At 63.2% G+C, this 26,785-nt stretch carries 23 protein-coding genes, 1 tRNA gene and 1 pseudogene; 11 read left to right on the top strand and 14 right to left on the bottom strand.

The features are described from left to right. Positions 1 to 26: 26 nt before the first annotated feature. The 5 genes from CHB87_RS06740 to CHB87_RS06720 all read right to left on the bottom strand — a co-directional run bounded on the left by CHB87_RS06740 (position 27) and on the right by CHB87_RS06720 (position 5,619). A complete protein-coding gene (locus CHB87_RS06740; RefSeq protein ID WP_089407657.1) occupies positions 27 to 1,118 on the bottom strand; it encodes an MBL fold metallo-hydrolase in 1,092 nt (363 codons plus the stop codon). A 166-nt stretch (positions 1,119 to 1,284) separates the two neighbouring features. Beyond that, the gene (gene hpnE / locus CHB87_RS06735) at positions 1,285 to 2,682 is read right to left on the bottom strand and encodes a hydroxysqualene dehydroxylase HpnE (RefSeq protein ID WP_089407656.1); all 1,398 of its coding nucleotides are present in this window, start codon (positions 2,680 to 2,682) and stop codon (positions 1,285 to 1,287) included. Then, positions 2,679 to 3,608 carry a phytoene/squalene synthase family protein gene (locus CHB87_RS06730; protein ID WP_089407655.1) on the bottom strand — a complete coding sequence of 310 codons (930 nt, stop codon included), beginning with the start codon at positions 3,606 to 3,608 and terminating at the stop codon, positions 2,679 to 2,681. The genes hpnE and CHB87_RS06730 overlap by 4 nt, the downstream gene beginning before the upstream one ends. Further along, a complete protein-coding gene (gene hpnC / locus CHB87_RS06725; protein ID WP_089407654.1) occupies positions 3,605 to 4,537 on the bottom strand; it encodes a squalene synthase HpnC in 933 nt (310 codons plus the stop codon). The genes CHB87_RS06730 and hpnC overlap by 4 nt, the downstream gene beginning before the upstream one ends. A gap of 20 nt (positions 4,538 to 4,557) precedes the next feature. Then, entirely contained in the window at positions 4,558 to 5,619 is a 1,062-nt protein-coding gene (locus CHB87_RS06720; protein ID WP_089408110.1) for a zinc-dependent alcohol dehydrogenase, read from the bottom strand. 114 nt (positions 5,620 to 5,733) lie between these two features. Here CHB87_RS06720 and CHB87_RS06715 point away from each other — a divergent pair, with 114 nt between their 5' ends. The 3 genes from CHB87_RS06715 to CHB87_RS06705 all read left to right on the top strand — a co-directional run bounded on the left by CHB87_RS06715 (position 5,734) and on the right by CHB87_RS06705 (position 8,519). After that, positions 5,734 to 6,510: an MlaE family ABC transporter permease gene (locus CHB87_RS06715; RefSeq protein WP_089407653.1), complete on the top strand. Its 777-nt coding sequence runs from the start codon at positions 5,734 to 5,736 to the stop codon at positions 6,508 to 6,510. Between the two features lie 72 nt (positions 6,511 to 6,582). Next, complete coding sequence (locus tag CHB87_RS06710) at positions 6,583 to 7,419, top strand: ABC transporter ATP-binding protein (RefSeq protein WP_089407652.1); 837 nt, start codon at positions 6,583 to 6,585, stop codon at positions 7,417 to 7,419. A gap of 116 nt (positions 7,420 to 7,535) precedes the next feature. Next, the gene (locus CHB87_RS06705; RefSeq protein ID WP_089407651.1) at positions 7,536 to 8,519 is read left to right on the top strand and encodes a TIGR01777 family oxidoreductase; all 984 of its coding nucleotides are present in this window, start codon (positions 7,536 to 7,538) and stop codon (positions 8,517 to 8,519) included. On the opposite strand, the gene CHB87_RS06700 is transcribed toward CHB87_RS06705, so the two are convergent. From CHB87_RS06700 to CHB87_RS06690, 3 genes are all read right to left on the bottom strand, one after another. Continuing rightward, the gene (locus tag CHB87_RS06700; protein ID WP_089407650.1) at positions 8,516 to 9,154 is read right to left on the bottom strand and encodes a flavin reductase family protein; all 639 of its coding nucleotides are present in this window, start codon (positions 9,152 to 9,154) and stop codon (positions 8,516 to 8,518) included. The two genes, CHB87_RS06705 and CHB87_RS06700, sit on opposite strands and share 4 nt — an antisense overlap. 75 nt (positions 9,155 to 9,229) lie before the next feature. Further along, positions 9,230 to 10,051 carry an alpha/beta hydrolase family protein gene (locus CHB87_RS06695; RefSeq protein WP_089407649.1) on the bottom strand — a complete coding sequence of 274 codons (822 nt, stop codon included), beginning with the start codon at positions 10,049 to 10,051 and terminating at the stop codon, positions 9,230 to 9,232. A 139-nt stretch (positions 10,052 to 10,190) separates the two neighbouring features. Then, complete coding sequence (locus tag CHB87_RS06690) at positions 10,191 to 10,565, bottom strand: FtsB family cell division protein (protein WP_089407648.1); 375 nt, start codon at positions 10,563 to 10,565, stop codon at positions 10,191 to 10,193. 179 nt (positions 10,566 to 10,744) lie between these two features. On the opposite strand from CHB87_RS06690, the gene CHB87_RS06685 reads away from it, so the two are divergent. From CHB87_RS06685 to CHB87_RS06670, 4 genes are all read left to right on the top strand, one after another. Beyond that, entirely contained in the window at positions 10,745 to 10,939 is a 195-nt protein-coding gene (locus CHB87_RS06685) for a hypothetical protein (protein ID WP_089407647.1), read from the top strand. 11 nt (positions 10,940 to 10,950) lie between these two features. Beyond that, positions 10,951 to 11,550 carry a biotin transporter BioY gene (locus tag CHB87_RS06680; protein ID WP_089407646.1) on the top strand — a complete coding sequence of 200 codons (600 nt, stop codon included), beginning with the start codon at positions 10,951 to 10,953 and terminating at the stop codon, positions 11,548 to 11,550. A 52-nt stretch (positions 11,551 to 11,602) separates the two neighbouring features. Further along, entirely contained in the window at positions 11,603 to 12,454 is an 852-nt protein-coding gene (locus CHB87_RS06675) for a menaquinone biosynthesis family protein (protein WP_089407645.1), read from the top strand. Between the two features lie 158 nt (positions 12,455 to 12,612). Then, positions 12,613 to 12,688 (top strand) — tRNA-Lys (locus tag CHB87_RS06670). Positions 12,689 to 14,274: 1,586 nt separating this feature from the next. On the opposite strand, the pseudogene CHB87_RS22850 reads toward CHB87_RS06670, so the two are convergent. Both CHB87_RS22850 and CHB87_RS06660 read right to left on the bottom strand, forming a co-directional pair. After that, a pseudogene (locus tag CHB87_RS22850) lies at positions 14,275 to 14,544 on the bottom strand (carboxypeptidase-like regulatory domain-containing protein); the annotation flags it as partial. Positions 14,545 to 14,762: 218 nt separating this feature from the next. Further along, positions 14,763 to 16,520 carry a GWxTD domain-containing protein gene (locus tag CHB87_RS06660; RefSeq protein WP_089407644.1) on the bottom strand — a complete coding sequence of 586 codons (1,758 nt, stop codon included), beginning with the start codon at positions 16,518 to 16,520 and terminating at the stop codon, positions 14,763 to 14,765. Between the two features lie 278 nt (positions 16,521 to 16,798). Between CHB87_RS06660 and CHB87_RS06655 the strand changes: the two genes are divergently transcribed. The 3 genes from CHB87_RS06655 (at position 16,799) to CHB87_RS22190 (ending at position 21,879) form a co-directional block, all read left to right on the top strand. Then, a complete protein-coding gene (locus CHB87_RS06655; RefSeq protein WP_089407643.1) occupies positions 16,799 to 18,211 on the top strand; it encodes an efflux RND transporter periplasmic adaptor subunit in 1,413 nt (470 codons plus the stop codon). Positions 18,212 to 18,250: 39 nt separating this feature from the next. Further along, positions 18,251 to 19,069, top strand: coding sequence for an ABC transporter ATP-binding protein (locus tag CHB87_RS06650; protein WP_245817859.1), 819 nt, complete (start codon positions 18,251 to 18,253; stop codon positions 19,067 to 19,069). 65 nt (positions 19,070 to 19,134) lie between these two features. Beyond that, complete coding sequence (locus CHB87_RS22190; RefSeq protein ID WP_176441633.1) at positions 19,135 to 21,879, top strand: hypothetical protein; 2,745 nt, start codon at positions 19,135 to 19,137, stop codon at positions 21,877 to 21,879. 43 nt (positions 21,880 to 21,922) lie between these two features. On the opposite strand, the gene CHB87_RS06640 is transcribed toward CHB87_RS22190, so the two are convergent. Both CHB87_RS06640 and CHB87_RS06635 read right to left on the bottom strand, forming a co-directional pair. Then, positions 21,923 to 23,380, bottom strand: a complete 1,458-nt coding sequence (locus tag CHB87_RS06640; protein WP_142988253.1) for a metallophosphoesterase family protein — start codon at positions 23,378 to 23,380, stop codon at positions 21,923 to 21,925. 160 nt (positions 23,381 to 23,540) lie between these two features. Next, positions 23,541 to 24,791 carry an MFS transporter gene (locus CHB87_RS06635; protein WP_089408107.1) on the bottom strand — a complete coding sequence of 417 codons (1,251 nt, stop codon included), beginning with the start codon at positions 24,789 to 24,791 and terminating at the stop codon, positions 23,541 to 23,543. Between the two features lie 130 nt (positions 24,792 to 24,921). Between CHB87_RS06635 and CHB87_RS06630 the strand changes: the two genes are divergently transcribed. After that, positions 24,922 to 25,503 carry a YceI family protein gene (locus CHB87_RS06630; RefSeq protein ID WP_089407641.1) on the top strand — a complete coding sequence of 194 codons (582 nt, stop codon included), beginning with the start codon at positions 24,922 to 24,924 and terminating at the stop codon, positions 25,501 to 25,503. 75 nt (positions 25,504 to 25,578) lie between these two features. On the opposite strand, the gene CHB87_RS06625 is transcribed toward CHB87_RS06630, so the two are convergent. After that, entirely contained in the window at positions 25,579 to 26,322 is a 744-nt protein-coding gene (locus tag CHB87_RS06625) for a response regulator transcription factor (RefSeq protein ID WP_089408106.1), read from the bottom strand. 45 nt (positions 26,323 to 26,367) lie between these two features. Further along, complete coding sequence (locus CHB87_RS06620; protein ID WP_089408105.1) at positions 26,368 to 26,730, bottom strand: PilZ domain-containing protein; 363 nt, start codon at positions 26,728 to 26,730, stop codon at positions 26,368 to 26,370. Positions 26,731 to 26,785 lie beyond the last annotated feature (55 nt).

Genomic DNA, 26,785 nt, shown 5'->3' with positions numbered 1-26,785 from the left:
ATTTAGAGATTGCCTGTCGACACCGCTTAGAACGCACGCGGCCCGTTGATATTCGCGACGCCCGCGGGAAACTCCAGCGTCTTCTGGTCCGGGCTCACCCCGTTCAGCAGTTGAAAGTCCGGACGCACCAGCACCATCTGCTTCCCCACCACCAGCTTTGCGGAGGCCAGCACATCATCGATCAGCTCCGGCTTCATCTCCAGCAGCCGCTCGTACGGTTTATATGCGTAGAAGCGCGGATACGCCTTACCCGGCAGAAACTGCATCTCGACGTGCCCACCCAGAATCCACTTCACCGGATGACTCTCCCGCCATGCCTTCAGGCGCTCGATGGAGCGTACAAAGTCCTTGTCGTTGCCGATCTGAATCTTGCCCGGATAGATCAGGTCGCCTGTAAACAGGATGTCGCAGTACGGGTCATAGAAGCTGACGCCGTCCCGGTGCGAGCCCGGTGTCGGGATCACCTCAATCACGCGGTCGCCCAGGTCGATCTTCCCTGTCCCGGCCGGCCATGCGCTCTCCAGTTTGTAAAAGGCCTTTACCTCCGCCAGCGACTTTGGCGCCAGCCTCGTGTGCGTTCGTCCCACGAACTGCGACAGGCCCTGATTCTGCGCGGCATCCTCACCAGAGGTCATCACCACCGTGAGCGGAACGTTCGTCTTTCCACGAGCCTTCGCCCAGCGTGCGATGATGCCGTCGACGGTCTTGCGCAGCGGATACCACTCCGCGTTCGAGGTCGCACCGGTATCGATCAGCAGCGCGCCCTTGTTTCCAAAAAGCAGGTAGGTGAACGGTCCCTCCCAGTGCACGCAGATGTTTTCGCGCATCAGGTAGGTGTCCTCGTTGTACTGCATGACCTGCACACGCGGGTCGGTGTTCTTCGCGGCCACGATCGAACCGAAGATCCAGCGGAAGCCGATCGTTCCCGGCGCGGGACCGTCGCACCGATAGTCGTGCGTCACCTCACCAGTCCGGTGCAGCGGGACGACCGAATCCGTGTTCTTAGCCCCCACTGGATTCAGAGGGTCCGCCGGGTTCCCATTGGGATAGGCGCGGTTCGAGGAGGAAGGATTTCCGCTCAACGCCGGATTGTAGACAGGGGTCTGGGTCTGATTCATACCATCCTTTGGCCGTACAACGAAGTGCAGAGGAAGTGTGGGGCCGACCGTTAGATCGACAATTTTATGAATGAGAGGGCACTTCCAAGCATAGGCAAAGAAAAGACTTCGCGGCGAAGCTACGCCGGAAACCTATGGCTGCGATAAGGCTTTAGCACTGGAATGACTAGCCTTTCGAGAGCGGCAGACGGCGCGTGCTCAGCCAGCGCATCAGTCCGGTCGCAGGAAGCTCCGGCGCAAGAAACCGCGTGGTGTCCCCGCGCACGGCCCCCGCCGCCAGCCGTCCGCTGCGCACCGCACCCTCCATCGTCGAAGGCCACTCGGTTGCGGTCCAGTCTCCCGCCAGAAACAGCCCAGGATAAGCCGTAGCCTGCGCAGGCCGGAACCTGTCCAGTCCCGGCGTGACGGAAAACGTCGCCCGCGCCTCCTTCAGCACACTGCTCTTCACCAGCTTCGCCTGCCGCATGCGGGGAAAGAAGATCTCCGCCTCGCGCAGCGCCGAGGCCAGAATCTCCTCGCGCCCCAGCTTCAGCTCCGGCCACGAGGCGCTGATGACCAGCTCCAGGTAGCTGCCCCGGCTCGCCTCCCAGCGGCGAATACGCGACTTCGCGAACATCCACTGGATCCGCGTATCGAGCAGCACGGCGTGGTCCAGCTCCGTCACCTCGCGGTCATACCAGAGGTGAACCGTCGTGATCGGCGCTGCAACGAAAGGACTTTCGGCCTCGGCCGCAGCACCCGGCAGCCCGGCCATCAGACGCCCGGCCTCGCGAAAAGCCGTTGCCAGCACAAGGTTCCGCGTCTCGATCACCCGCTCGCCCGACCGCACCGCCCAGCCGCCGCCGGGCAGAGGCTCAATGGCGTCCGCCCCGGACTTCAACTCCAACTGCACGCCGAGCCGCATCGCCAGCTCCGCGACGGGGGTGAAAAACTCGGTCAGCGGCGCCGCCGGAATCCCCAGCCGCCCACCCTCGGGCGAGCGCAGGAAGGTCTCGTGGAAGACCTTGCCCGCATACTTGGTCGAACAGTTATCGAACCCATCGTTCAGCGCGCCGACAACCACCGGCTCCCAGAAGTGCAGAATCGCACGCTCGGTCTGGCCTGTCCGCTTCAGCCAGGTTCGAAAGCTCTCAGAGTCGTCCGCCGGGTAGCCGCGCAGGAACTCCATCAACCCCGTGGCGATCCCGGCCTTGTCGCGCAGCGAGAGCATCGGTGCGCGCAGAAAACTCAGCGTCTGGTGCGACGGCGCGGGCAGTACACCCGGCTTCATCCAGCTCCGTGCGCCGTTCGGCTCCAGGAAGACCAGCTCGTCGTACCACCGCACAAGTCCGGCGCTGCCCGCCAGCCCACACAGGTCCAGCAGATTCGTGCAGCAGCCCAGCACCACATGCTGCGAGTCGACCGTCTCCTGCAGCGCCGGATGCAGGTACGAGTATGCGCGACCGCCGATCTCCGGCCGCCGGTCCAGCAGCGTCACCTTCGCTCCGTCGCCCGCCAGCGCCACCGCCGCCGACAGCCCCGCAAGTCCCGCGCCGATAACGACTACATCCTGCCGCGAACTCATGCGCGCTTCGCCCCCAGCGACTTCACGAAGCCCTGGGCCAGAATCGCCAGCTTCTTCCCCGTAGGTACGCTCACCCGGGTCGAAAAGACGTCGCATCCGCGCCGGTCGATCCGCTCCAGCAGGTCGCTGTAGATCTCGACGAGCACCCACAGCGCGGGCCGGCTATCCGGGTCGATCATCGGCAGCAGCTGCTCCGACGCCCGGTAGTATCCCCACGCCTGCGCCGTCAGCGCGCCCAGCATCGCGCGGTCCTGCGGACGCATCGCCTGCCCCTCGGACATCGCGACCACATCCTCGTTCGTCACACCGAACTCCTGCAGCAGGCTCTGCGGCAGGTAGATGCGACCGCGCTCCACATCTTCCTTCACGTCGCGCAGAATATTCGTCAACTGGAAGGCGATGCCGGTTTTCTCCGCGAGCAGCTCCGCATCGGGGTTCGTATAGCCGAAGATCTTGATGCAGACCAGCCCGACGACCGAAGCCACAAGGTAGCAATAACGATACAGATCCTCGAAGGTCCGGTAGCCCTGCAGATCCTCGCCCAGGTCGACCGCCTGCCCGTCCCCCGTCGCGGCGCCCGGGTCGGCGAGGTCCATGCAGGTTCCCTGCACCAGCTCCTCCAGCAGCTTGTCCGAGATATCGAACCGCCGCTGCGCATCGGCCAGCGCGATAAAGACCGGGTCGTCGGTCGCGCCACCGGCGCGCGCCGCACGCCATGCGTCCAGCCACGCCGCCATCGCCACGCGCCGCTCCGGAATGCTCATCGACTCATCGTCGGCCAGGTCGTCCGCTTTGCGCATGAAGGCGTAGACCGCGCAGATGCCGTCGCGCTTATGCGCCGGCAGCACGCGAAAAGCATAGTAAAAATTCTTCGCCTCGCGGCGTGCGATCTCCTGGCAGATCGCGTAGGCCTCGGCGACGGTCATTGCCTGCCCCCACTGAACAGTCCGAGGAACTTGCCCGCCAGCGCTCCCGCCAGCAGCTTCGCCTTGGTCGCCTTCGAGACCGATGGCCGCTTCGCCAGAACATCGTACCCCTGTGCGACGATGCCGTCGATAGCGGCGAATCCGCCCTTCGAGAAGAGCTGGAGCGTCACCGCCAGCTCGCGGTCCACCGTGCCGGAGATCGCCGCGCCTTCGGCCAGCATCGTCCGCGCATAGTCGACCAGATAGACCATCATCGCGCGATACTCCGGCGTGAACTGCTTGCCCGCGATCGTCGCATCCGTAACGCCGAAGCGCGCCATCGTATCCGCCGGCAGATAGCGCCGGTCACGCTCCCAATCCTCGACCACATCCTGCCAGAAGTTGATGAGCTGCAGCGCCGTGCATACCTTGTCCGAGAGCATCGCGCGCTCCTCGTCGCGATACCCCGAAACCCAAAGCACCAGCCTGCCCACGGGGTTCGCCGAGTAGTGCGAGTAGCCCACAAGCTGCTCCAGCGACTCATACCGCGTCACCGTCTGATCCATCTGGAAGGCATGGATCAGGTCGGCGAAGAGCTGCTTTGGCGCCTGCGTCTCGGAGGTCGTCTGCTGCAGCGCAACGAAGACGGGATGCCGCGAGCGCTCCGGCTGGTCGTAGCACTCATCCAGCATGGCGCGCCACGAGGTCAACAGACGCGTCGCTACCGCAGTATCCGCCACCTCGTCGCCCAGATCGTCCGAGACGCGGCTGAAGGCGTAAATACTTTCGAAGTAGGGCCGGATACGCTTCGGCAGAAACCACGTTGCGACGTGGAAGTTTTCGTAGTGCGTGGTCGCCAGCGTCCGGCACCACTCCTGCGCCGCTGCCAGCGTGGGCCGCTCGGCAGGCGTCAGGTACTCCGCGGGAGCGCCGATCAAACGGTCGTCCATAGACAAGGTCGTCTCCGTGCTCATCGTGCGATTGCTCCGTCCGGAAAGATGGCCGTCTTGATGTCCCGCATCGCATCCGTCGAGCGCGTCATCATCTTCGCGAACACCGCCGGAACTTCGTCGAGCGTCGCCGTGCCGGTCAAAAACTCCGCCGCCTTGAACCGTCCGCTGGTGATCAGCGCAAAGGCCGTCCGCGAGGTCGACGGCGTATGGTGGAAGCTAGCCTTCAACGTGATGTCGCCGTAGTGCAGGCGGTTCGTGTCCAGCGCAACGACCGTGCCGCTCGGCGGTCCGCCGAAGAAGTTCACCAGCCCGCCCTTGCGGACCATGCCGACAGCCCACTCCCATGTCGCGGGCGTCGCGACGGCCTCGATCACAATGTCCGCGCCACGAGCATCGGGCGTCAGCGCGCGCGTGGCCGCGACGATATCGTCGACCTCGTCCACACGCACCACCTGCCGCGCGCCGAAGAGCTTCGCCGTCGCCACCTGGTCCTCGCGCTTGACCACCGCGATCACGTCCACCCCGGCAAGCTCCGCCGCATGCATGAACATCAGCCCGATCGGTCCGGCGCCGATGACCACCATGGAGTCGCCCGCCTGCGCGCCACTCTCCTCCAGCCCGCGCACCACGCACGCCAGCGGCTCGGTCAGCGCCGCATGCTCGAACGGCACGCCCTCCGGGACGCGCAGAGTGTTCTTCGCAACGATCCGAGCGGGAATCTTCAGATACTCGGCATAGGCGCCATTGTTGAAGAGCAGGTCCGTGCAGAGATTCGGCTGGCCCTTCGCGCAGAAGTAGCACGCGTCGCAGGGCGCGGAGTTAAGCGGCACGACCCGGTCGCCCACGGCAAACTCCGTCACGCCCGAGCCAACCTCGGTCACCACCCCGGCCAGTTCATGGCCGAACGGGATCGGCGGCGTCAGCATCATCGCATGGTATCCCCGCCGATAGACCTTCAGGTCGGTCCCACAGGTCAGCGCGGCGCCTACCTTCACCACCAACTCCCCCGGCCCAGCCACGGGAACGGGCAGTTGCTCCACCCGGAGGTCTTCCTTGCCGTAAAGCACCACTGCGGCCATCGTCTTCGGTTGCTCGAACGTCATCCTGACTATCTTCTCATCTCCACCCGCATCATTTCGACCCGCGCGACGAAACTGCTTATCCGGCATCTGATAAAGTGAGCCTGAGACGCCATGCCACTTCCCTTTGAGACCTTCGCCAAGCAGAAGATCGCCTCCGTCCAGGAGTACTCGCTGCTGGCTGGCCGCGCCGTCGCGAACGTCTTCACCGGGCGCCGCTACTGGGCCGACATCTACACCCAGATGGATTCGATCGGCTTCGGCTCCGTGCCGATTATCCTGCTCACCGGCTTCTTCACCGGCTGCGTGCTCGCGCTGCAGTCCGAGACCGCGCTGAAGCAGTTCGGCGCCGTCAACATGACCGGTTCGCTCGTCTCGCTCTCGATGGTCAAGGAGCTAGGCCCCGTTCTAACGGGGCTGATGGTCTCCGGCCGCAACGCCTCCGGCATCGCGTCCGAACTCGGCTCGATGAAGGTGACCGAGCAGATCGACGCCATGCGCGCGCTCGGAACCGACCCGATCCGCAAGCTCGTCACCCCACGGCTGGTCGCCAGCGTCTTCATGCTCTTTTGGCTCACCATCCTGGCCGATGCGGTCGGCGTCCTCGGCGGCGCCATCGTCAGCATCTCGATGCTCGGCCTGAACTTCACCTATTACCTTCACTCTTCCTATCAGACGCTTTATTTCGCGGACGTTGCGCAGGGTCTCGCCAAGCCGGTCTTCTCCGGGTTCATCATGTCGACCGTCGGCTGCTACTGCGGCATGACCACCAAGGGCGGCACGCAGGGCGTGGGCCGCGCCACCACGCACGCCGTCGTCATCTCCGCCATCTTCATCATCGTGTGCGACTTTCTCGTCACGCGCCTGATGATCGGCATCTTCGGACGTTAGGCCCAGCAAGATGCTCGTCATCCTGAACGAAGTGAAGGACCCCTGTATTTTGCCTTTGCGGTTCGGAAGATCATGACCACGACCACTCTCGCCCAACCCGCCGAAGTCCCGGAGACTGGGTCCGCTCCCATCGTCGTCTTCGACGATGTCTCCATCACCTTCGACCTGAAGCCCGTGCTGCACCACATCTCGTTCGAGGTCGCGCAGGGTGAGACGCTCATCATCCTCGGCCCGGCGGGCTGCGGCAAATCCGTGCTGATGAAGCTCGCCAACGGCCTCATCGAGCCCGACTCCGGCACGATCCGCGTCTTCGGCCAGGACATCTCGCACATGCGCGAGACCGACCGCTTCGCACTGCGCAAGCGCATCGGCATGGTCTTCCAGGAGTCGGCGCTCTTCGACTCGCTCTCGGTCGAGAACAACGTCGCCTACCGGCTGAACGAGGAGGGCGTGCCCTACGACGAGGCGCACGCGAAGGTCGAGGAGGTCCTGCGCTTCGTTGAGTTGTCGCAGGCCATCGACAAGAATCCGTCTGAGCTCTCGGGCGGCATGCGCCGGCGCGTCTCGATCGCCCGCGCCATCATCACCGCCCCGGACCTCATCCTCTATGACTCGCCGACCGGCGGACTCGACCCCATCACCTCGACCACCATCATCGAGCTGATCGTGAAGCAGCGCGACGTCTCGCACACCACCTCGCTGCTCATCACGCATCGCCTGCAGGACGCCTTCACCCTCGCAACCCACCGCTGGAATCCCGAGGCCGGCCACATGGAGCCGATTCCCGACGGCAAGATCGACGACAGCACCAGGTTCCTCGTCCTGAACGACGGCGGCATCGTCTTCCATGGCTCCACGCAAGAACTCGTCCACACCACCGACCCTTGGCTTCGCGAATATCTCTCTTAGCTTTTTGTCTTGCGAACGCCACCCACCTACCCGATCCACGCCGCATCGAATACTGTAAACGTCTAACCTGAGATACTCTTCGCCGGACGCACCGAGCAGCACCGTTCCGAGGTTCCATGACGAGCAAGAAGCGCATCCTGATTCCCGGCGGCAGCGGCCAGATCGGCACCATCCTCGCCCGCTATCTCTACACCGCGGGCCACGACGTCACCGTCCTCTCCCGCCGCCCGGTCGCAGCACCCTGGACGACGCGCCGCTGGGACGGCCTGACGCTGGAGCCTTCGTGGACGCGCTCGCTCGAAGGTCTGGACGCGGTCATCCACATGTCCGGCCGCTCTGTCGATTGCCGCTATACCGCGCGCAATCGCCGCGAGATCCTCGATTCCCGCGTACAGCCGACATTGCTCCTCGGCCACGCCATCGAGCGTTGCGCCGACCCGCCAAAGTTGTGGATGAACGCCAGCACCAGCACCTTCTACCGCCACACGCTCAACGGCCCCGACGACCATCCGCAGGACGAGTTCACGGGCGAGCCCGGCGGCTCCGAGACGGGCGTTCCCGAGACGTGGAACTTCTCCGTCGACGTCGCAAGCCACTGGGAGAAGGCCTTCTACGCCTCGAACACGCCTGCCACGCGCAAGATCGCTCTGCGCAGCTCCATGACGATGAGTCCGGATCGCGGCGGCGTCTTCCGCGTTTTGCTCGGACTCGTCCGCATGGGTCTGGGCGGAACCGAGGGGCCGGGCGACCAGTACGTCTCGTGGATCCACGATCACGACTACTGCGGAGCCATCGACTTCCTCATCCGCCACCCGGAGATCTCCGGCCCCGTGAATCTGACCGCGCCCCAGCCGCTGCCCAATCGCGACTTCCTGCGCGATCTGCGCGAGGCCGCCGGCGTTCCCATCGGACTGCCGGCCAGCCGCTGGATGCTGGAGATCGGCGCCTTTCTGATGCGTACCGAGACCGAACTGATCCTCAAGTCGCGGCGCGCCGTCCCTACGGTTCTGTTGCAGCACGGCTTCAAGTTCGGCTTCCCCGCCTGGCCAGACGCCGCCCGCGACCTGGTAAGCCGCACCCGCAACGCCGACCTGCTCTAGCGCTTCCCCTTCACCCACTCCGCGTAAGGAATCCTCGGCACCTCCACAAACGCGTCGCGAGTCCTCACATATCCGCCCAGCCCGTTCATCCGGCCGACGGCATGCAGATCCCTGGCCTTGATATATGGACCGGCCGGATCGACGAACTCGTCCTCCACATACATCGCCACCACCTGTCCCAGCACGACGCGCGACCGCCCGATCTCGATGGTCATATGCTCCCGGCACTCCAGCGCCGCATGCGCCTGCCGGATGCGCGGAACCTTCACCAGTGACGACGGCGCGGTCTCGAGCCCCGCCATCTCCAGTTCGGAGACCTCTGGAGGAAAGTCCGTCGCGCAGATGTTCATCTGCTGCAACAGGTCCTCGGTTACGACGTTCACGACAAACTCCCCCGTCCGCCGAATGTTCCGCGCCGTGTCCTTGGGGACGAACCCGCCACCCGGCCGGTCCATCACCCCCATCGCAACGATCGGCGGATCGGTACAGACATAGTTGTAGGAGCTGAACGGCGCTGCATTCAACCGGCCCTCCTCATCCATGCTGGTCACCAGCGCAATCGGTCGCGGAGCCACCAGTCCGATCAACAGGTTGTACACCTCGCGCGTGCTCGCCTTCTCTACCTCAAAAACCATGATCACCCAATCTTCAGTCCAAATGAATTTGTCATCCTGAGCGCAGCGAAGGATCTGCCTTTTCTCGACCCGCCACTACTTCAACATATCCCTCAAAGATGCGCGCACCACCTGCCACGCCGCACTTTCCGGGTCGACGACCTCGAAATGCCCGGCGTTCGGAACCATCCTGACCGTAACCTGCTCGCCCAGCCGTCTGCCACGCTCCGCCCAGCGCGCCGGAAGCTGTGGCGGAATCTGGCTATCCTCGGCCCCCTGCACCAGCGCCTGCGGGACATTGAGCGGGACCAACTCGCCTGGATCGCCCGCTGCATACCGATCCGGGTGTACCTTCGGCGAACCGCCCATCAGATCGTAAACCTCCTGCTTGTCGTGCGCGAAGGTGAAGTAGCCCGCGAGTTCGATCGTCAGCCGCAGGTCGACCGCCCCGGCAAGCGAGATGGCGCCATGCACCGGCACGATCGGCCGGGGAAGATACAGTGGGCTCGACTCCGGAATATGGTGCCGCCCGGCAAGCCAGAACGCCAGGTGTCCGCCCGCCGAATGCCCCATCACGATCACCCGGCTCAGATCGAGCGGATAGCTCTTCGCCAACGTCGCCACGTAGTCGAAGCCGGCGGCCACATCCTGAAACGTCCCCGGCCAGCCGCCGCCCGCATCCCCCACGCGTCGGTACTCCAGCGACCAGGTCGCGATCCCGTCCGCCTTCAGCGCATGGCAAAGGTGGCCGCCATAGGTGAGGTCATACTCCGACTTCCACCAGCCGCCGTGGACGAACACGACCAACGGCGCAGGCCGTCCCGGCGCCGGAAGACGCAGATCGCCAAACTGAAACTCGCCCGGACCATAGTGGATTCGATGATCGGCAACCGCCGGCGTACGCCCAAGAACATCCATTGTTCAGAAGACGCGCAAAGTCGCCCGGCAGATGCAAACAACCGCCGCACTCTCGCCTCAGCTTTTCTTCTTTGTCTTTGCTTTTCTTGCTTTGTCACCCTCGAAGAGGATGTGCTTCTGCACTTTTCAGACCGCAGCCCTAACGCTTCGCCGTACTCGCAGGCTTCACCGGCAGCGTATAGATGACCTCACCCGGCCGGGTGTAGTGCAGCTCCTCGCGCGCCTGGTGCTCGATCGCATCGGGATCCTTCTGCAGCCGGTCGACATGGCCCTTCAGGTCCTCGTTCTCGCGCGAGAGGTCGTTGACCTGCTGCTCCAGCGCCTGGGCGTTCATCCGTTTTTGCTGATAGACCGTAAGCCCGTTCTGCCCAAAGACCACATGGTACCCAAGCCCCAGGGCCAGCACACCCGCGGCAGCCGTCGCGAACCGGCGGCGGTTCAGGAACACGCGATCGCGCTGGCTGCGAATCCAGGCAAGCGGCGCCGCGATACGAGAAGATTTAGCTGAGGCCATGACTCTACCAGTGAAACCGCAGCCCGCCCTCCGGTCAAGCAGCAATCGCGACCGTTGACGATATGAACCAACCAAGACACCTCCTGCAGCGCCGTCGGCCCCACGGGAGAAAGACGGCAAAGAGCAAGCGAAGATCCGCGCACAAACCTGCTCCAGCTTGCTATGCTTGGAGTTGCCGCATGTTGATCCTCTACGCCATCTCGCTTATCTCGTTCTGCGCCCTGGTCTGGGCTGCCTTCGCGATCACGCGGCACATACGCCTCGCCTCCTCCGCCGCTCCAAAACCATCGGAGACCGCAACCGGGAGCACGAAAAAGAAGAACACCTTCGTCGGCAACCCCGGCAATCACTCCAAACAGCCGCAGCCACGCTGAAAGGAATATCCATGCATCTCGCCAATCCGAGCCAGACCCGCCGCGTCCTTGCCCTTGATTCAGCAAGCCAGACCGTTCCCGGCCGCATCTTCCTCGCCATCGCCGCCAGCGCGCTGGTCGCCGTCGCCGCGCACGTCTCGTTGCCGCTGCCCTTCACCCCCGTGCCGCTGACGCTTGGCAATGCGGCTGTACTGCTGGTCGGCCTGATGCTCGGCCCGGCGACGGCTTTCGGCGCACTGGTGCTCTACCTCGTCGAAGGCGCCATGGGCCTGCCCGTCTTCACCCCCACCGGCGGCCCCATCGGCATCGCGCACCTGCTCGGCCCGAACGCCGGCTACCTCTTCGCCTACCCGGCTGCCGCGGCGATTGCCTCCGCCGTCGTCCGCAACCTGAAGTTCACCGCGAGCCGCTTCACCGCTGCGGTGCTGGCCTGCTCGGCCGCGACCGTCGTTATTCTCTCGGCCGGCTCTGCCTGGCTTGCGGTCTGGATGCATCTGAATCTTGTGACCGCTCTGAAGCTCGGCGCTATTCCGTTCCTTGCCGCCGAGGCGTTGAAGATCGCAGCCGCCGCCGGCATTTACGCCGGCATCGAGCGCTGGAAGCGCGCTTAGTCTTTTTTCTCCACCGCAGCAGAACCACAGAAAGTCAGGAACACAAAGCCTTATGACAGCACCCGGCAGCATCCAGGAAATCAGCATCGCCCATAGCCCCGACTCCGACGACGCATTCATGTTCTACGGCCTCGCCACCAACAAGATTCGCGTCCCAGGCTTCAAGTTCACACACACGCTGACCGATATCGAGACCCTGAACCACAAAGCGATCAACGAGCAGTTCTACGACGTGACCGCCATCAGCTTCGCCGCCTATCCCTATCTGCAGGACAACTACACCCTCATGGCCTGCGGCGGTAGCGTCGGCGACGGCTACGGCCCCATGATCGTCAGCGCACGCAAGTACACGCTGGACGAGGTGAAGAAACTGCGCATCGCCGTTCCCGGCACGCTCACCACCGCGTACCTCGCGATGAAGCTCTTCTGCCCCGAGATCGAGACCGTCACCGTTCCCTTCGACAAGATCATCCCCGCCGTGCTCGCAGGCGAGTTCGACGCCGGCCTCATCATCCACGAGGGCCAACTCACCTATGCGAACGACGGCCTCATCAAGATCCTCGACCTCGGCCAGTGGTGGCACGGCGAGACCGGCCTGCCCCTGCCCCTCGGCGGCAACGCCATCCGGCGCGCCCTTGGCCCCGAAGCTATGAAGATTACCACCCAGGCTCTGCGCGACAGCATCCAGCACGCGCTCGACAACCGCGAGGCGGCGCTCGAGTACGCGATGCAGTTTGCACGCGACCTCGACACCAACCTCGCCAACCGCTTCGTCGGCATGTATGTCAACGAGCGTACGCTGAACTATGGCGACGATGGTCGTGTGGCGATCCATAAGCTGCTGGAGCTGGGTCACGAGCGCGGCATCATCCCCATTCGTGCGAATGTGGATTTCGTGGGCTAAACGCCGCGTTTTTCAACCACCACGCACGCAAAGTTGTGCTATTCTTTGAGAGTGATGGTTGAGCGCGGCAAGCCTGCCAGCCCGGAAGTTTCGGAGCATGGGCTTTAGTCAGCAAATCATTTGAACTTGGGCTCGTCCCAGTAGGTTCCCTCACCAACGGACGCGTAGCTCAACTGGCAGAGCATTCGACTCTTAATCGACTGGTTGTAGGTTCGATTCCTACCGCGTCCACCAAGTCCTGCGTAAAAAGCGAAACGCACCCATCTCGGGTGCGTTTCGCTTTTGCACTTGCCTTCATCCTTGTGGTCATTCTTTAGCGAGTATCCGCTCCACCGCTGCTATTCGCCGCGAAGATCTTCAACTCTGTATTTTGCAGCCAACAACTCCCGCAAGCTATTCGTTACAGGATACCTTCACAAATATGAGGGTCAGAACGAAAACGATAGACCGGCCTGCATGGTCCGTGGCGCCTGCGCGAAGTAGAGCGTCTGACCGTCAGCCGAGAGGAACGGCCGGTATCCCTGCGCGAGCAGGTTGGTCACATCGATCGTCGCCTCCAAGCCAACCGGCAGGCGATTGCCCCAGCGGATCGGCTGGCGCACGGAGAGGCTCAGGAAGCCCTGATCGCTGAACGCCGCGTAGGGATTCACCGCCGTCACCAGCCGTGACGGCTGGAAGCGATACATCGTCCGCAGCGACGTCCCTGTGCCCTTGATGCGGCCCTTCAGCGAGACAGCAGCCGCCTGCCCGCCGCGTGCGGTCAGGTTCGACATCGCGTTCTGGATGCTGGTCGTAGCGCGGAAGTCCGCGCCCAGAGCACGCCCCGTGCTGTACTCCACAGTCGCACGCATGCCGGAAGGCAGCGGCGCGCTAGCCTGCACCTGCACGCCATTCCCCACATAGCCGGAGCGCAGCGCGCGGAAGTTGCCCGAGATCTGGTCCAGCATGAAGCCGCCCGTTGGAACGCCGCCCAGCTCCAACCGGTTCGCGAGGCCATTCACCGCCATGCGATCCAGCACGTCGTGATAGACCGAGACCTGAATCACACCCGAGCCGGCGCCATGCGAGATCGCGATCTCCTGATGCCTTCCCTTTTCGAGCAACACCTTGCCCGTAGGCAGGACCGCCAATGCGGGAAGATCGCCCTGCGGGCTGAGATCCTCCGCGCTCTGCAGATCCTTCGATGTCGCCATGCGGTAGCGGAGCGTCCACGTACCCGCAGGATGCGCCGTCAGACGAACGAAGGGCGAGCTTGAAAAGCCGTCGCCGGTCGCCGTATGAATGCCGCGCAGGCTGCCGCCGAACTCCATATCAATGAGGTCACCGAATGAGGTCTGCTGTGACCCGCCCATCTCCAGCAGCGCGACGCCACGGCTGCCGTCCGGCGCAATAATCTCGGGATGCGAGCGATAGCTCAGCACTGTGCGCGCGGAGCCGGCGAGTCCGATAGGCCGCTCGTAGCCAAGCGCCACCTCGTTCGAAGCCACATCGCCGGCCTGAAAGCCGGGTGAACCAATATCGGCGCGCAGCAGGATATCCGCGCCATCCTTGCGCATCCTGGCCGCGGAGACGACCGAGTGTACGCCGCCATTTCCGAAGCCGCCGTCGCCTCCGGTGACCGCAACGCGTGCGCCCTGCATCCGCGGTGTGGGCGTCTCGGCGCTCGCGAGCACCAGCGTGCCGTCGCCCAGAACCCGGAGGATCGGCCGATTCGCCGAGGAGCGCAGCGTCCAGCGCCAGTCGTCCGCTGGCTCGTCCGAACGGCGGCGCTCCGCCGGCAGCCAGGAGCTGGTGTCGAAGAGTGTCGCGAGCGTCAGGTTGACGACCGTGCGAGCGCCGGTGCGAAGCTGGAGATTTCCGCGTGTGGTTGGAACGAAGAGCGTCGCGCTGGCCCGCACCTGGTAGGTGCCGGGACGCACATTGCGAATCAGATAATGTCCGTGCAGATCGGTAAACGCGGTCCCCACGGGTGAGGCGTCGGCGGCCAACAACTGCACCAGAGCTCCCATCTGGGCGACTCCCTGTGCATCCTGCACGACACCGGTTACGGCCGCCGTGGTGACGACGGCGCGCGCGGCAGGCGCGAGCATCAGCATCGCAGCCCCGAAGAGGAGCAGCAAGCCGAGGTCTCCGAGTTCGTCGAATCGTCTCACGAAACGTTGCACAGTACGCTCACCTGTGCGTCGTTGGCCTTCTCCGAAAAGTGCTGCAACCACCCAGTTCGGGTGGTGTCCAGAGGATACCGAGCCCCGGCTATCGCCTTCCATCCGCGTAACCATGGATCCGCCCGGCATCTTCTGCCTGATCATCAATCTACTGTAAATGGAGCGGACTCCGCAGTCTCCTGCTTTGTCACGCCATCGTTGATTTTGATCGTAACCATATACTTGCCCGGTTGCAGGCTGGCGAGCGGCATGCTCTTCTCGAGCGTTACCTGGTCGGCGTTCGGGCTGAGCTTGCTGGTCAACTCCTTCGAATCCAGAATGTTCTTATTCGTCGCGAGATCCTCGATCTGGTACTCGATGGTAGCGCCGTTCTGCTTGTTGTCGCCGATGCCGAGGTTGTAGACCTGCATCCAGAAGTTCAGATTCTGATTGCGGTGGAAGACGATCGGCACAGCAGGCCCGGTCGGCACACGCGGACGAAGCCGGGTGTTGCCGATAACGAAGTTACCCGCGCCGATATCCTTCGACGGAACGCGCTCCATCACGTCGGCAAGAATCAGCGAGGAGTGACCCAGGCGATCGTCGTCGAACTTCGGCACGTTGATGCTGCGCTGCCAGCGGCCGACGTGATCTGGATTGTTGACGTCCTTGATGACGATGTCGATCTTGTAGAGGCCCGGACGTAGCGGCAGCGACTTCCAGTAGACCGAAACATTGTTCAGGGTGCGAGGGAGCAACTCGCTCGGCACCTGTACTGCAACCGTATCCTCGAAGGTCTGGATGGCCCGATGGTTCAGATTCGACACGCGGCCAAGAATATTGACCGTGCCCATCGAGACGCCTTCCTTGGTATTGAAGGTAACGTCTTTGTTATGAATCTGAAGCGTGAGCGGCACCAGCACCGTATCGTTCGTCACCTTCACGTAGTCGGTTCGAACGTCGAAGAGGAAGGGCGGTCCGGTAAGGATCTTCGACGAGACCATGAAGGACTCGAGATCCTTGAACTTGATCACCGGCGGGGCCATTAGTTTCGCCGCACGGTCGAGACGGTCGAACTGCTTCGTCTGATTGTTGGACTGGCCGGGGCCCGCGCCAAGCTGCTCCAGACCACCGCCGTTGAAGCGGTCTGCCTTCTTCGCCTGACCATTCTGCTCGGCCATCGTCTCGCCGGCGCCAGGAACGTACTTCAGCGCGTCTTTCTCCGAGCGGTCGATCGTCATGTGATAGTCGCCGCACATGCAGGTGTCGACGAACTCAATGTCGATGTTGTCGCCGATGCCTTCGAGATAGCGATAGTGCCAGACCTCAAAAGGATAGGTCGAGGTGCTGCCGCCGCCCTCTTCCATCGGGCGCTCGTAATTTCCGCCGCTCGGATGGGAGTCGATGCTGTCGGCCTTGCCGTATGCAATATAGATGTGGCCGCGATCCGTGCGCCAGCCTGCCTTACCGGCCGCAAAGTGTTCATTCGCATAGGCAATGCGGGCGTAATGCTCTTCGCGATACTCGTTGTCGGGCGAATCCGGGTTCGGGTTGCGACGCAGCCAGAAGTTCTCGATAAACTGGTCGCGCTCCTCGTCGTTGCTCAGATGCTTGAAGGCAGAGAGTTCTTCGTCCGTGATGATCCACCGGACGTCCTGGTCGACCCAGGTCTTGTACGATCCGTGAAGTTCGCCCTTCAGGTCCTTCTGCTGCTGAAAGCGCTCCTTATCGGAGAGCCGGCGCTTGGTCGGGTCGGGCTTCTCGGTGATGGCGGGGGCTTTGTTGACGCCATCCGGCTGGACCGGGATCGGAGCAGTGCTCTGGTTATTCGTCTGGGTTGTCTGGGCCGCAAGCGCACTTCCCCCGGCAAGAGCCAGCGACAGAACGAGGGGATTCACAAAGGAAAGGCGCAATCTGGTCATAGCGGTACAAACACTCCTATAGATACTGAAGATTGTAGGCCCAAACGGGGCAACAGACAAACCTCAGACCGCATCGGCAGATGGATAATGACTGCTAGAATCTGAAGTCAAAGACCCAATCTGGATTCCGTGATCGTTAGACGTTCGCAGTCTGAAAAAGACATCTGGCCGCGACATGGATTTGGGTCGAAAATTTAGTTTCGCGAAAACCGGCCCAGGCACGGAACCGCCGGGATCGACCCTGCGTATCTCCTTTGAACGAAAGATCATTCGACCTTATGAGCATCAAGAAGATTCTTCTGATTACAGGCGGCGTCCTGATCGTAGCGGGCGTCTCCGCGGGCGCGTACTTCCACGCCCAGGCTGGCATCGTCAAGGTCACCACTTCGGTCGTCGCGCGTGAGGATCTCGTCTCCGTCGTCAGCGGCACCGGCCAGATCAAGCCGAAGACCTACGTCAACGTCGGCGCGACCTCCTTCGGACGCATCACGCACCTGAACGTGAAGGAAGGCGACCATGTGAAGGCTGGCGCGGTGCTTGCGACGGTCGAAAACGTGCAGCCGACGGCTACGGTCGCGGCTCAGCAGGCGACCATCGTCTCCTCCCGCACCGACGTCGAGTCGTTCAAAGCCGCCGAGCAGACCGCCGTCGCCAACATAGCCGCCGCCAAGGCCGACCTCGAACAGAAGCAGTTCGACTACACCCGCGCCAAGGCGCTCTATGACGAGAAACTGATCGCCAAGCAGGACTTTGACGCGAAGAAGATGGCGATCGACGTCTCCGCCGCCACATTGCAGCAGCGGCAGGCCGCGCTCGACCAGGCGAAGGCGCAGACCAACTCGCAGATCGCGAAGGTGAACCAGGCCGTCGCCAGCCAGCGTTCGAACTTCGACGCGCTCGACAAGACCGTCAGCCGCGCGCCCTTCGACGGCCTCGTCACCAACGTGCCCGTCCGCGAGGGCGAGACGGTCGTCGTCGGCATCCAGAACGCCGAGGGTTCCACCCTGATGACGCTTGCCGACATGTCCGTCATCACCGCCGAGGTGAAGGTCGACGAGACCGACATCGTCAACGTGCGGCTGGGGCAGACGGTCGATGTCAGCGTCGACGCCCTGCCCGGCCGGCTGTTCAAGGGCCACGTAACCGAGGTTGGCGACCAGGCGCTGCTGCGTACGACCGGCATCGCCACCAGCCAGAGCACGACCGGCACGGAGGAGGCGAAGGACTTCAAGGTCGTCGTCACCGTCGATGCCGTTCCCGGCGGCGCCGATCTCGACGAGTTGCGGCCCGGGCTTTCGACCACCGCGAAGATCACCACCGCGCACAAGCCCGACGCTCTCACCCTGCCGATCCAGGCGCTGGTGCAGCGCGACATCGCCGCGGAGGCGGTGCTCGAACAGCACGACGGCAAGGTGAAGGCCACGCCCAGCTCCGAACCCGCCGCGAAGACGAAGCCTGTGCTCGTGCAGGGCGTCTATATTCTGAAGCCCGAGGGCAAGAAGTTCCGCGCCAGCTTCGTTCCGGTCTCGACCGGCGTGACCGGAACGACCGATATCGAGGTGCTTAGCGGCGTCAAGGCGGGCGATACGATCGTTACGGGCCGCTACAAGATTCTTCGTGCGCTCACCAGCGGCACGACCGTCAAACCGGATAACTCCGTCGATACGACGCCGGACGCATCCAAAGCATAAGCAGCCTCCAACCCCGCAGTTGCAAAACCGGAGAGACCGATGTCCCAAGAACCCGCAGCCACGATCGAACCCACGCCGCAGGACCTGAGCCTGGTCAACGCGGACGGCCCGCAGGAGGGCGACGTCATTGTGACCAGCAACCTGTGGAAGACCTACGAGATGGGCGACCAGCAGGTGCATGCGCTGCGCGGCGTCAATCTGCGCATCCGCCATAATGAGTATGTCGCAATCATGGGTCCGTCCGGCTCGGGTAAGTCGACCCTGATGAACCTGCTGGGCTGTTTGGACTCGCCGACGGTGGGCAAGTACTGGCTGAATGGGCACAACGTCTCCGAGCTGAACGACGATCAGCTTGCCCGCATCCGCAACAAGGAGATCGGCTTCGTCTTCCAGACCTTCAACCTGCTGGCGCGCGCCACGTCGCTCCACAACGTCGAGCTGCCGCTGATCTACAACGGCACGCCTGCGGCGGAGCGGACCATCCGTGCGAAGGAGGTGCTGCAGTCGGTAAACCTCGGCACCCGCATGATGCACAAGCCGAACGAGTTATCCGGCGGTCAGCGCCAGCGCGTGGCGATCGCCCGCGCGCTGGTCAACCGGCCCAGCATTATCCTGGCTGACGAGCCGACCGGTAACCTCGACTCCCGCACCGGCGACGAGATCATGGGCCTCTTCGACGATCTGCACGCGCAGGGCAACACCATCATCCTGGTCACGCACGAGCCGGACATCGCCGAATATGCGCACCGCGTGGTGACGATTCGCGACGGCGTCGTCGCCAGCGACCGACTCTCCACCCGCGACCGCTCGGCCATCGAGGCCCGCCTTGCGAATGCGCCGCCGCTGACGAACTACTAATGTGGGTACGAAGTTCACAGGACGATTCAAACTCTGAGGCCCCGGCGTGCGTCTAAACTGAGGACATGGCTAAGACGTTCCATCGCCTGACGATCGTTGCGCTGCTTCTCTCCGCCGCCTGTGCGTTCGCCGACCCTGCGCGATTCGACCTGACGGGTCCGAAGATCGATGTGCGCGTCACACGCGACGGCGCCGCGCTGCCCATCTCCATGGTGCCGAATCTGCAGGAGGGGGATCAGCTCTGGCTGCACGCCGACCTGCCGCCGACGCAGTCGGTTCACTATTTATTGGTAGCCGTGTTTTTACGCGGCACGACCAATCCCCCGCCCGATAACTGGTTCATCCGCATCCAAACCTGGGACAAGAAGGTGAAGGATGAGGGCGTGACGATCACCGTTCCCAAGGACGCTCAGCAGGCGCTGTTGCTGCTGGCGCCCGAGACAGGCGGCGACTTCAGCACGCTGCGGTCGGCGGTCAAGGGCCGCCCCGGCATCTTCGTCCGCGCCTCACAGGATCTAACCGAGGCCGGATTCGAGCAGGCACGCATCGAGAAGTATCTCGCCGAGATGAAGAATGTCCCGCCTGGAGACGAAAAGGCGCTCGCCGACCATAGCAACCTGCTGGCCCGCACGCTGAACCTGAAGCCGAACCCGGACTGCTTTAAGAAACCTGTCGATCAGCAGTACAACTGCCTGACTCAGACCGGAACCCAGACCCTGCTCGATGACGGCCACGGGCAGTCCATCGTGACGGCGCTTTCGAATGGGCCGGGGTCGGACTTCATTAACCAGGCGTCGTATACGCAGATGGCCGGAGCCGGCGTGTACTCCGCGTACGTGGGCGCCATCGTGGACCTGGTGCGCCTGACCAGCACGCTGCACACCGCGCAGTATCAGTACATCCCGGCCATCGCGTTTCCTGAGCACGAGAGCCTGAACCTGCGGCTGAACGCCGCGCCGAGCTTCCACAACCCGAAGTCGGTCATCGTGATCGGGCTGCCCGGCGTGCAGAAGGCGGTACTGCCGCCGTTGCGCCCTACCGATCCAAAGCACATCTCCTGCCTGCTCGACACCAAGATGGTGCTGCCGGTCGAGGGCGCTCCGCTCGTCTTTTCCACTGCCTTCGCCCATGATCTCGCGCTCCACATCGAGCCGCAGAACGTCGCGAAGGGCGAGCCGACCGACATTCCGCTTTACCCGGACGCCTTCCGCGGGGGGCTCGCCATTCTTCCCACCGACGACAAAGCGCGGCGCGAGCTGCCAAATCCGGATGCGAAGAAGCAGCCGGATATGCCCAACCTCCTGGGCGCACCGGAGTACAAGCAATCTCAGCCAGAGGCAAAGCCCGTCACGATTCATATCGACGGTCAGCCGGAGCCGAAGCCTGCCAGCGACATGACCGATGCGAAGAAGCCCGAAATCTCGTCGGCTCCGCCAGGCGTGGTCGTGCAGGCGACGGTTCAAGGCAAGTGGGGCTTCGACAACTTCACCGGACCTGTATTAAATGTCCAGCGCGTGCCGGGCGAAGGCTGGAAGATCGTGCCCACGCCGCAGACCCCAGCCGTGCTGATCGTCGGCCAGCCCAATCACCTTTTGTTAACCTCCACGGGCACGGCCTGCATTCAGTCCATCGGCGTGGAGCCGGGCGACCTGAAGGCCGAATGGAAGCTCGCGACGCCCACCCTGGTCGATAGCGCCAAGGAGCCACCTCCGGCTACGAACGAAGCGCAGCCGGTCGACCTGACCCTGAATCTGCAGCATGCCGCGACGCCCGGCACGATCCAACTCGCCATCCAGCAGTTCGGCCAGCCGAAGCCCGACCAGTTGGGCACAAAGACCTTCTCCGAGCCGGCGAAGATCGAGAGCGTCCGCATGCACGCGGGCGATGTCTCGGCCGCGCTCACCGGGACGAGTCTGGATCAGGTGAAAGAGGTCGTACTCAACTCGCTGAAGCTGGAGCCGGTCGACGCCTCCGCGGGCAGCTCGACAGGCTCGCTGACCGTTACGCTCCCGAAGGACGCCAAGGTTCCTCCGTTCAAGGCGGGCGAAAAGCTGACCGCAAAGGTCGAACTGCGCGACGGACGTACGCTGGAGGCGCCGGTCATCATCGAGGCCTCGCGTCCATCGGTGACGATCCTGAGTCGACGCATCCAGCCTCCTGCCCAGGCCGCGCCCTCGCCCATCACGCTGGCCAGCCCGGACGACCTGCCGCTTGGCGACCAACTCGTTTTTTTCCTTAAATCGCCGTCCAGCTTCCCGAGAAACGAGCAGATCGAGGTCGCGAACGCGGACGACTCGCTGCACACGAGCCTGAGCGTGGGCGCGGGCTCGCTGATCCTGCAGGACGCGCACACCATTCTTGCGACACTCGACCCGCTGAAGACCTTCGGCACCTCGGCCTTCGGGCCGCTGCGTCTGCGCGCTGTCACGAACGACGGCACGGGCGGCGAGTGGTTGCCGCTGGCGACGATGGTTCGCCTGCCGACGCTCGACCAGCTTCATTGCGCGACCGACGTCACCAAGCCCTGCCAGCTCTCGGGTTCGAGTCTCTACCTGATCGACTCGGTCTCGGCCGACCCGGCCTTCACCCAGCCGGCACCGGTGCCGGAGGGCTTTGTCGACCAGATGCTGCCGGTACCGCACCCCACCGCCGGACTGCTCTACCTGAAGCTGCGTGACGACCCGGAGAAGGTCCAGCAGGTGAACCTGCCGATTCTGCCTTTGCCCACCGACCCAACCGCCGCGAAACACGGAACGACGAAGGCAGCAAACCCGACCACTGCCTCCACGGCAAAGCCCGACACAAAATAAGGCGTTCGACGTCTCGATTCCGAGACATGATTCCGATGGTCTACTACGGCTTCTCCGCCTTGCAGAAACAAGCCTTGAAGCCGGCCTCGTCGTAATGGTTCACGAGACAGGCGAAGGCGGGCCAGATTGTCTCCAGCGGCGATGGCGTGATGCCGGGGCCGTAGAACTTCACAAGCGCCTGGCTCTCGGGAGACTCCGCCGCGGGGTCTGCCTGGAGTCGCCCCACCAACTCCGCCAGCGATCGCGCCGAAAAATCCGGCTCGTGAAAGCTCTCTCCAAACCGGTACGCGCGCGTCCAATCCTCCGCCGCACCGGTCACGTTCGAGCCGGTATAGAGCGTGTAATCGACCAGCGTAGCCGTTCTGGGGTTTACTTTGGCCGTCACGAAGGCCGGCAGATTGCCGTTTACAGGCGAGATCGACGAGAGGATCTTTACCGGAACTCCGCCACCTGCGGCAGGCAGCAGGCGCAACTCGTCCATGTGCGAATGCGCGAAGAGGCCAAGCCGAATCTGCGCCGGATAGCGCTGCATGACCTTCGCCAGCGAGTCGTCGCGCAGAAATTGAGTCAACTGCCCGTCCGTACACATGTTCTTCAGCTTGGAGAAGGTGTCGAAGGTGTTCACGCCGGGCGCCGCATGGCCGAGCACCCAGACGTGCTCGCCGCGCCGTTTCGCCCGGTCGAGTTCGCGCGTCAGGAAGGCGAGCTGCTCCTCCCCGCCCTTGAACTCCTTCGCACCAGTACAGTCGTAGTGCTTTTCGAGCAGGTAGGTGTCGTCGATCACGATCAGCCGCGTGCCTCGCATCGCGCCGCCCATGCGCAGGGTGTAGTAGCCGGCCTCCGTGTAGTCCAGCCGCGCCTGTCGCAGCTCCGCAGGTCTCGCCCCGCGCAGACCATGCAGGACCGCGTCGACCGTTCCCGTGAGGAATGGATCGCGGACGTTCAGCTTCGTGTTTCCGCAGCCCACGTCGTTGTTGCCCAGCGCGCTGTAGATCGGGATTCCGGGAAAGGTCTTATCGATGCTGGCCATGACGAAGTTCGCCGTGCGCGCGGCGAACTCGGCCTCATCTGCCGCGGTCTTGCCGGGGAGAATCGTCTTGAAGTGACAGTCGAACTGATGGACCAGCATGTCGCCGCCGACCATGACGAAGCGCGCTCCGGCCGCCTGCGCCTTCGCCGCCGCGAGCGTCGAGGTCATCAGCGCATAGGACGAATCCAGCCCACGCGCGCCGCAGGCCTTCTGCACGGCTGCGTTGCGCTCGGCCGCGTCGGGAGCATTCGGCTCGCTCAGGATCGCATCCCACTGGCCGATCGGCGAGGCCTGCAGCCGCTCGACCTTGCTTGGGTCAAGAAACGGGTCGAGGTGCACGTCGCTCAGGAGGACCGCGTTCACCGCAGCCTGATTCCGTGGAGATGCCATCTGCGCGGACAGGCCGATCGCGTCCGACAGAAACAGCATGGAGCAGCACAGCAGGATCAAGCCGATTTTCCGAATCCTCATGCGGACAGATTACCCTATGCCGGCGCCCGGTACAGCGGCTGTCGAGTGCGGTCGGACTGCCGCCCGGTCCTCGAAACAAGCGCAACTGCAACAGCTAAAAGCAGATCCTCCTGCAAGGAGGGTAAACAGGAAAAGCAAAGACGAAACATCGAGGGCCAGATTAATCGACCACCGTCAGGTCGGCGCCCTTGGCCTCGCGTCCCAGTCCGGTCAGCAGGGCGACGATCAGCGCCACCACCAGCACCGTCACCGACATCACCAACTGTAGACCACCGGGATAACGCGCTGCCAGCTTCGCCTGCAGCGGCTGGTTCCGCGACGAGAACAGGTTGCCAAGCTGGTAGACGAAGCCCGGAAAGACCGCGCGCACCGGGCCGGGCGAGAGTTCGTTCAGATGCGCCGGAATGACTCCCCAGGCGCCCTGCACCATGAACTGCATCAGGAAGCCGCCGAGCGCCAGCATCCACGCCGAGCGCGAGTACGCCCACAGCGGGATCATCGGGATCGACAGCAGCGCGGCGCAGACGATCGTGCGCTTGCGGCCGAACTTCTCCGACAACGTGCCGCAGCAGATACCGCCGAAGAGCGCGCCCAGGTTGGCAATCACGACCACAAAGCCGATGTTCTTCGGCCCCAACACCTTGCCCAGGAACGCCGGGTAGAGATCCTGGCTACCGTGGCTGAACGAAGTAAACGCCGTCATCAGCACGACCAGCAGCAGAAAGGTCGGTAGGTAGCTGCGCATCAGCTTCCAGTCCAGCCCCTGTTTCGGCGCCTTCGCCCTGGCCGCGCGGCTCTCCTCCCACGCGGGCGACTCCTTTACGTGCATCCGCACGTAAAACGCCAGCAGCGACGGCAGCGCGCCGATCATGAACATCACCCGCCACGGCGCCCACACGCCCACGCCATGCAGATGCGGAAACAGCAACGCGAAGAGCAACGCCGCCAGCAGGTTGCCGGTTACGTATCCCTCCTGCAACAGGCCGGAGAAGAAGCCCCGGCCCTCCGCCGGCAGCGTCTCGAGCGCCAACGCAGAGGCGACGCCCCACTCCCCACCCATCGCAATCCCGAAGAGCGCGCGGCAGATCAGGAAGCTGTGCAGACCCGGCATGAACGCCGAGGCCAGCTCGAAGATCGAGAACGCGACGACGTTCAGCATCAGCGTCGGCCGCCGCCCATACTTCTCCGCCATCGTACCGAAGAGGAAGGCGCCGACCGGCCGCATCACCTGCGTCCAGAAGAGCGACTCCGCGATCTGCGGCAGGCCCACGTGGAAGTCCGCCGCGATCGACGTCAGGCACAGCGTCAGCAGGAAGAAGTCGAAGGCATCGAGCGTCCAGCCGAGAAAGCAGGCCGTAAAGGTGCGCCGCTGGGCGACCGTCAGCGATTTCATCGTGGAGACAAGGGACATGGAGGCCATGCTAGCATCCGGCCTGAAAATTCTCTCGAATCAAATTACAAGTTGCAACATCAAAATTTCAACTGTTTCAGCTAACATGATTTAGCTGCGAACGTCAGCCCATTCGAAAGAGGTTAGACCCATGAAGATTCGTACCGCCCTGCTTGCCCTCGCCGGAGCCACGCTCCTGTCCGCCCCAGCCTTCGCCCAGACCTCGGCCTGGACGATCGACACCGCCCACTCAAGCGTCGAGTTCACCATCCGCCACATGGGCGTCTCGAATGTGCACGGCTCGCTCGGCGGCGTCAAGGGCACGGTTCTGCTCGACGAGAAGAACCTGACCAAGTCCAGCGTCGAGGCCACCATCGAGACCAAGACCGTATCCACGGGCGTGGACGCGCGCGACACGCACCTCAAGAGCCCGGACTTCTTCGACATCGCGAACAACCCGACGATGAGCTTCAAGTCCACCGGCGTCACCAACGCAGGCGGCAAGCTGCAGCTCGTCGGCCTGCTGACCATCAGCGGCGTGACCAAGCCCGTGACGCTCGACCTCGACGGCCCGGCGCCGGCGCAAAAGGGCCAGGGTGGCAAGACCATCAGCGGCTTCTCGGCTTCGGGCGTCCTTCATCGGACGGACTTCAAGTTCGGACCGAAGTTCTCGGCTCCCATCCTCGGCGACGATGTAAAGTTCACGATCGATATCGAGATGGACAAGCAGTAAGCAGCAGCGTAGTCAACAAAGGCCTCGCGGATGACCGCGAGGCCTTTTCTTGTGAATCACCGATACCGCTCTCCCCTAGACCTTGGCCGTCCGCGCGCCGCCGTTGGCCTCAGGAGCAGCCAGAAGCACATCCTCTGGCTCGCTGTTGTACTTCTTCAGAATCTGATGGTGCAGGCAGTAGAGCGCCAGCTCCAGCCGGTCGGAGACGCCGAGCTTATCGTAGACCTTGCGCAGGTAGTTCTTGATGACCTGCTCGGTGGTGCCGATCTGGTAGGCGATCTCCTTATTGCGCATACCGCGCGTGATGCAGGAGATAATCGCCAGCTCCTTCTTCGAGAGCTTCGGCTGGCTGCGCGGGCTGGTCAGCGAGCTGGCCTGAGCGCGGTAAGCCTCGATGACCCAGCTGATCGACTGGTTATCGATCCAGGTTTCGCCGTCGGCGATCTTGCGCACGCACTTGATCAGCAGATCGGGCGAGATCGACCGCGGGACAACCCCGCGCACACCGCGCCGATAGAGTTCCACGGTGTTCGTCTCGTCGCTCTCCACCACCTGCACGATCAGCTTCGCGTCAGGAGCGCGACGCACGAGCTCGGGAATCGCGTTGACCGTGCCGGCGATCAGTTGACCTTCGAGCACAACTACGTCTGTCGGGAATCGCTGCAAAGCCGTATAGAGATGCGTCAGCGTCTCCGCCTGGGCAACGACGCGAATGTCGTCCTCCAGAGCGAAGACCTTCTTCATGCCAACCCGGTAGATCGCCTGCGAATCGGCCAGAATGACCCGGATCGCCGGCGTGCCGTCGAGCTCCGTCTCCATCCCCTCGGGTGCCGCATTCGAACTAAAGTCCATTAATGCCATCCATCAAGCCTTCAAAAAATATTCATCGATAATTGCCGCCGCCTGCTTCAAGTCACCTTTAACCTGATGCCGTACGACACGTCCGGTGCAGTGGATCGAGACATCGCTCGCGGAACCCATCACCGAAGCCGGCATATCGATAGTGAACTCGATTCTGCTATCGACCGCTGGCAGACTTTCACCACTAAACAGAATTCCATTCGCCGAAATGTTCTCCGTCACGGCCTCGATCTCGCCGTCTTCGGTCTTGATCCGGATTGCCAACTGCATCGGGAACCGCACGGCCGTTCTGACCGGATCGGTTGATCCCGCTGTGCTCCAGGAGCCTTTTCGTTCTCCTCGCGGAAGATCCGCAACCAGCTTCATCGACATAGTCCACCGCGAAAAGTTTATCTCAACCACTGCCCCATCAGGGCTTTAT

Source organism: Granulicella rosea (genome assembly GCF_900188085.1).
GTDB lineage: Bacteria > Acidobacteriota > Terriglobia > Terriglobales > Acidobacteriaceae > Edaphobacter > Edaphobacter rosea.
This window is presented reverse-complemented; position numbering and strand designations above follow the sequence as displayed.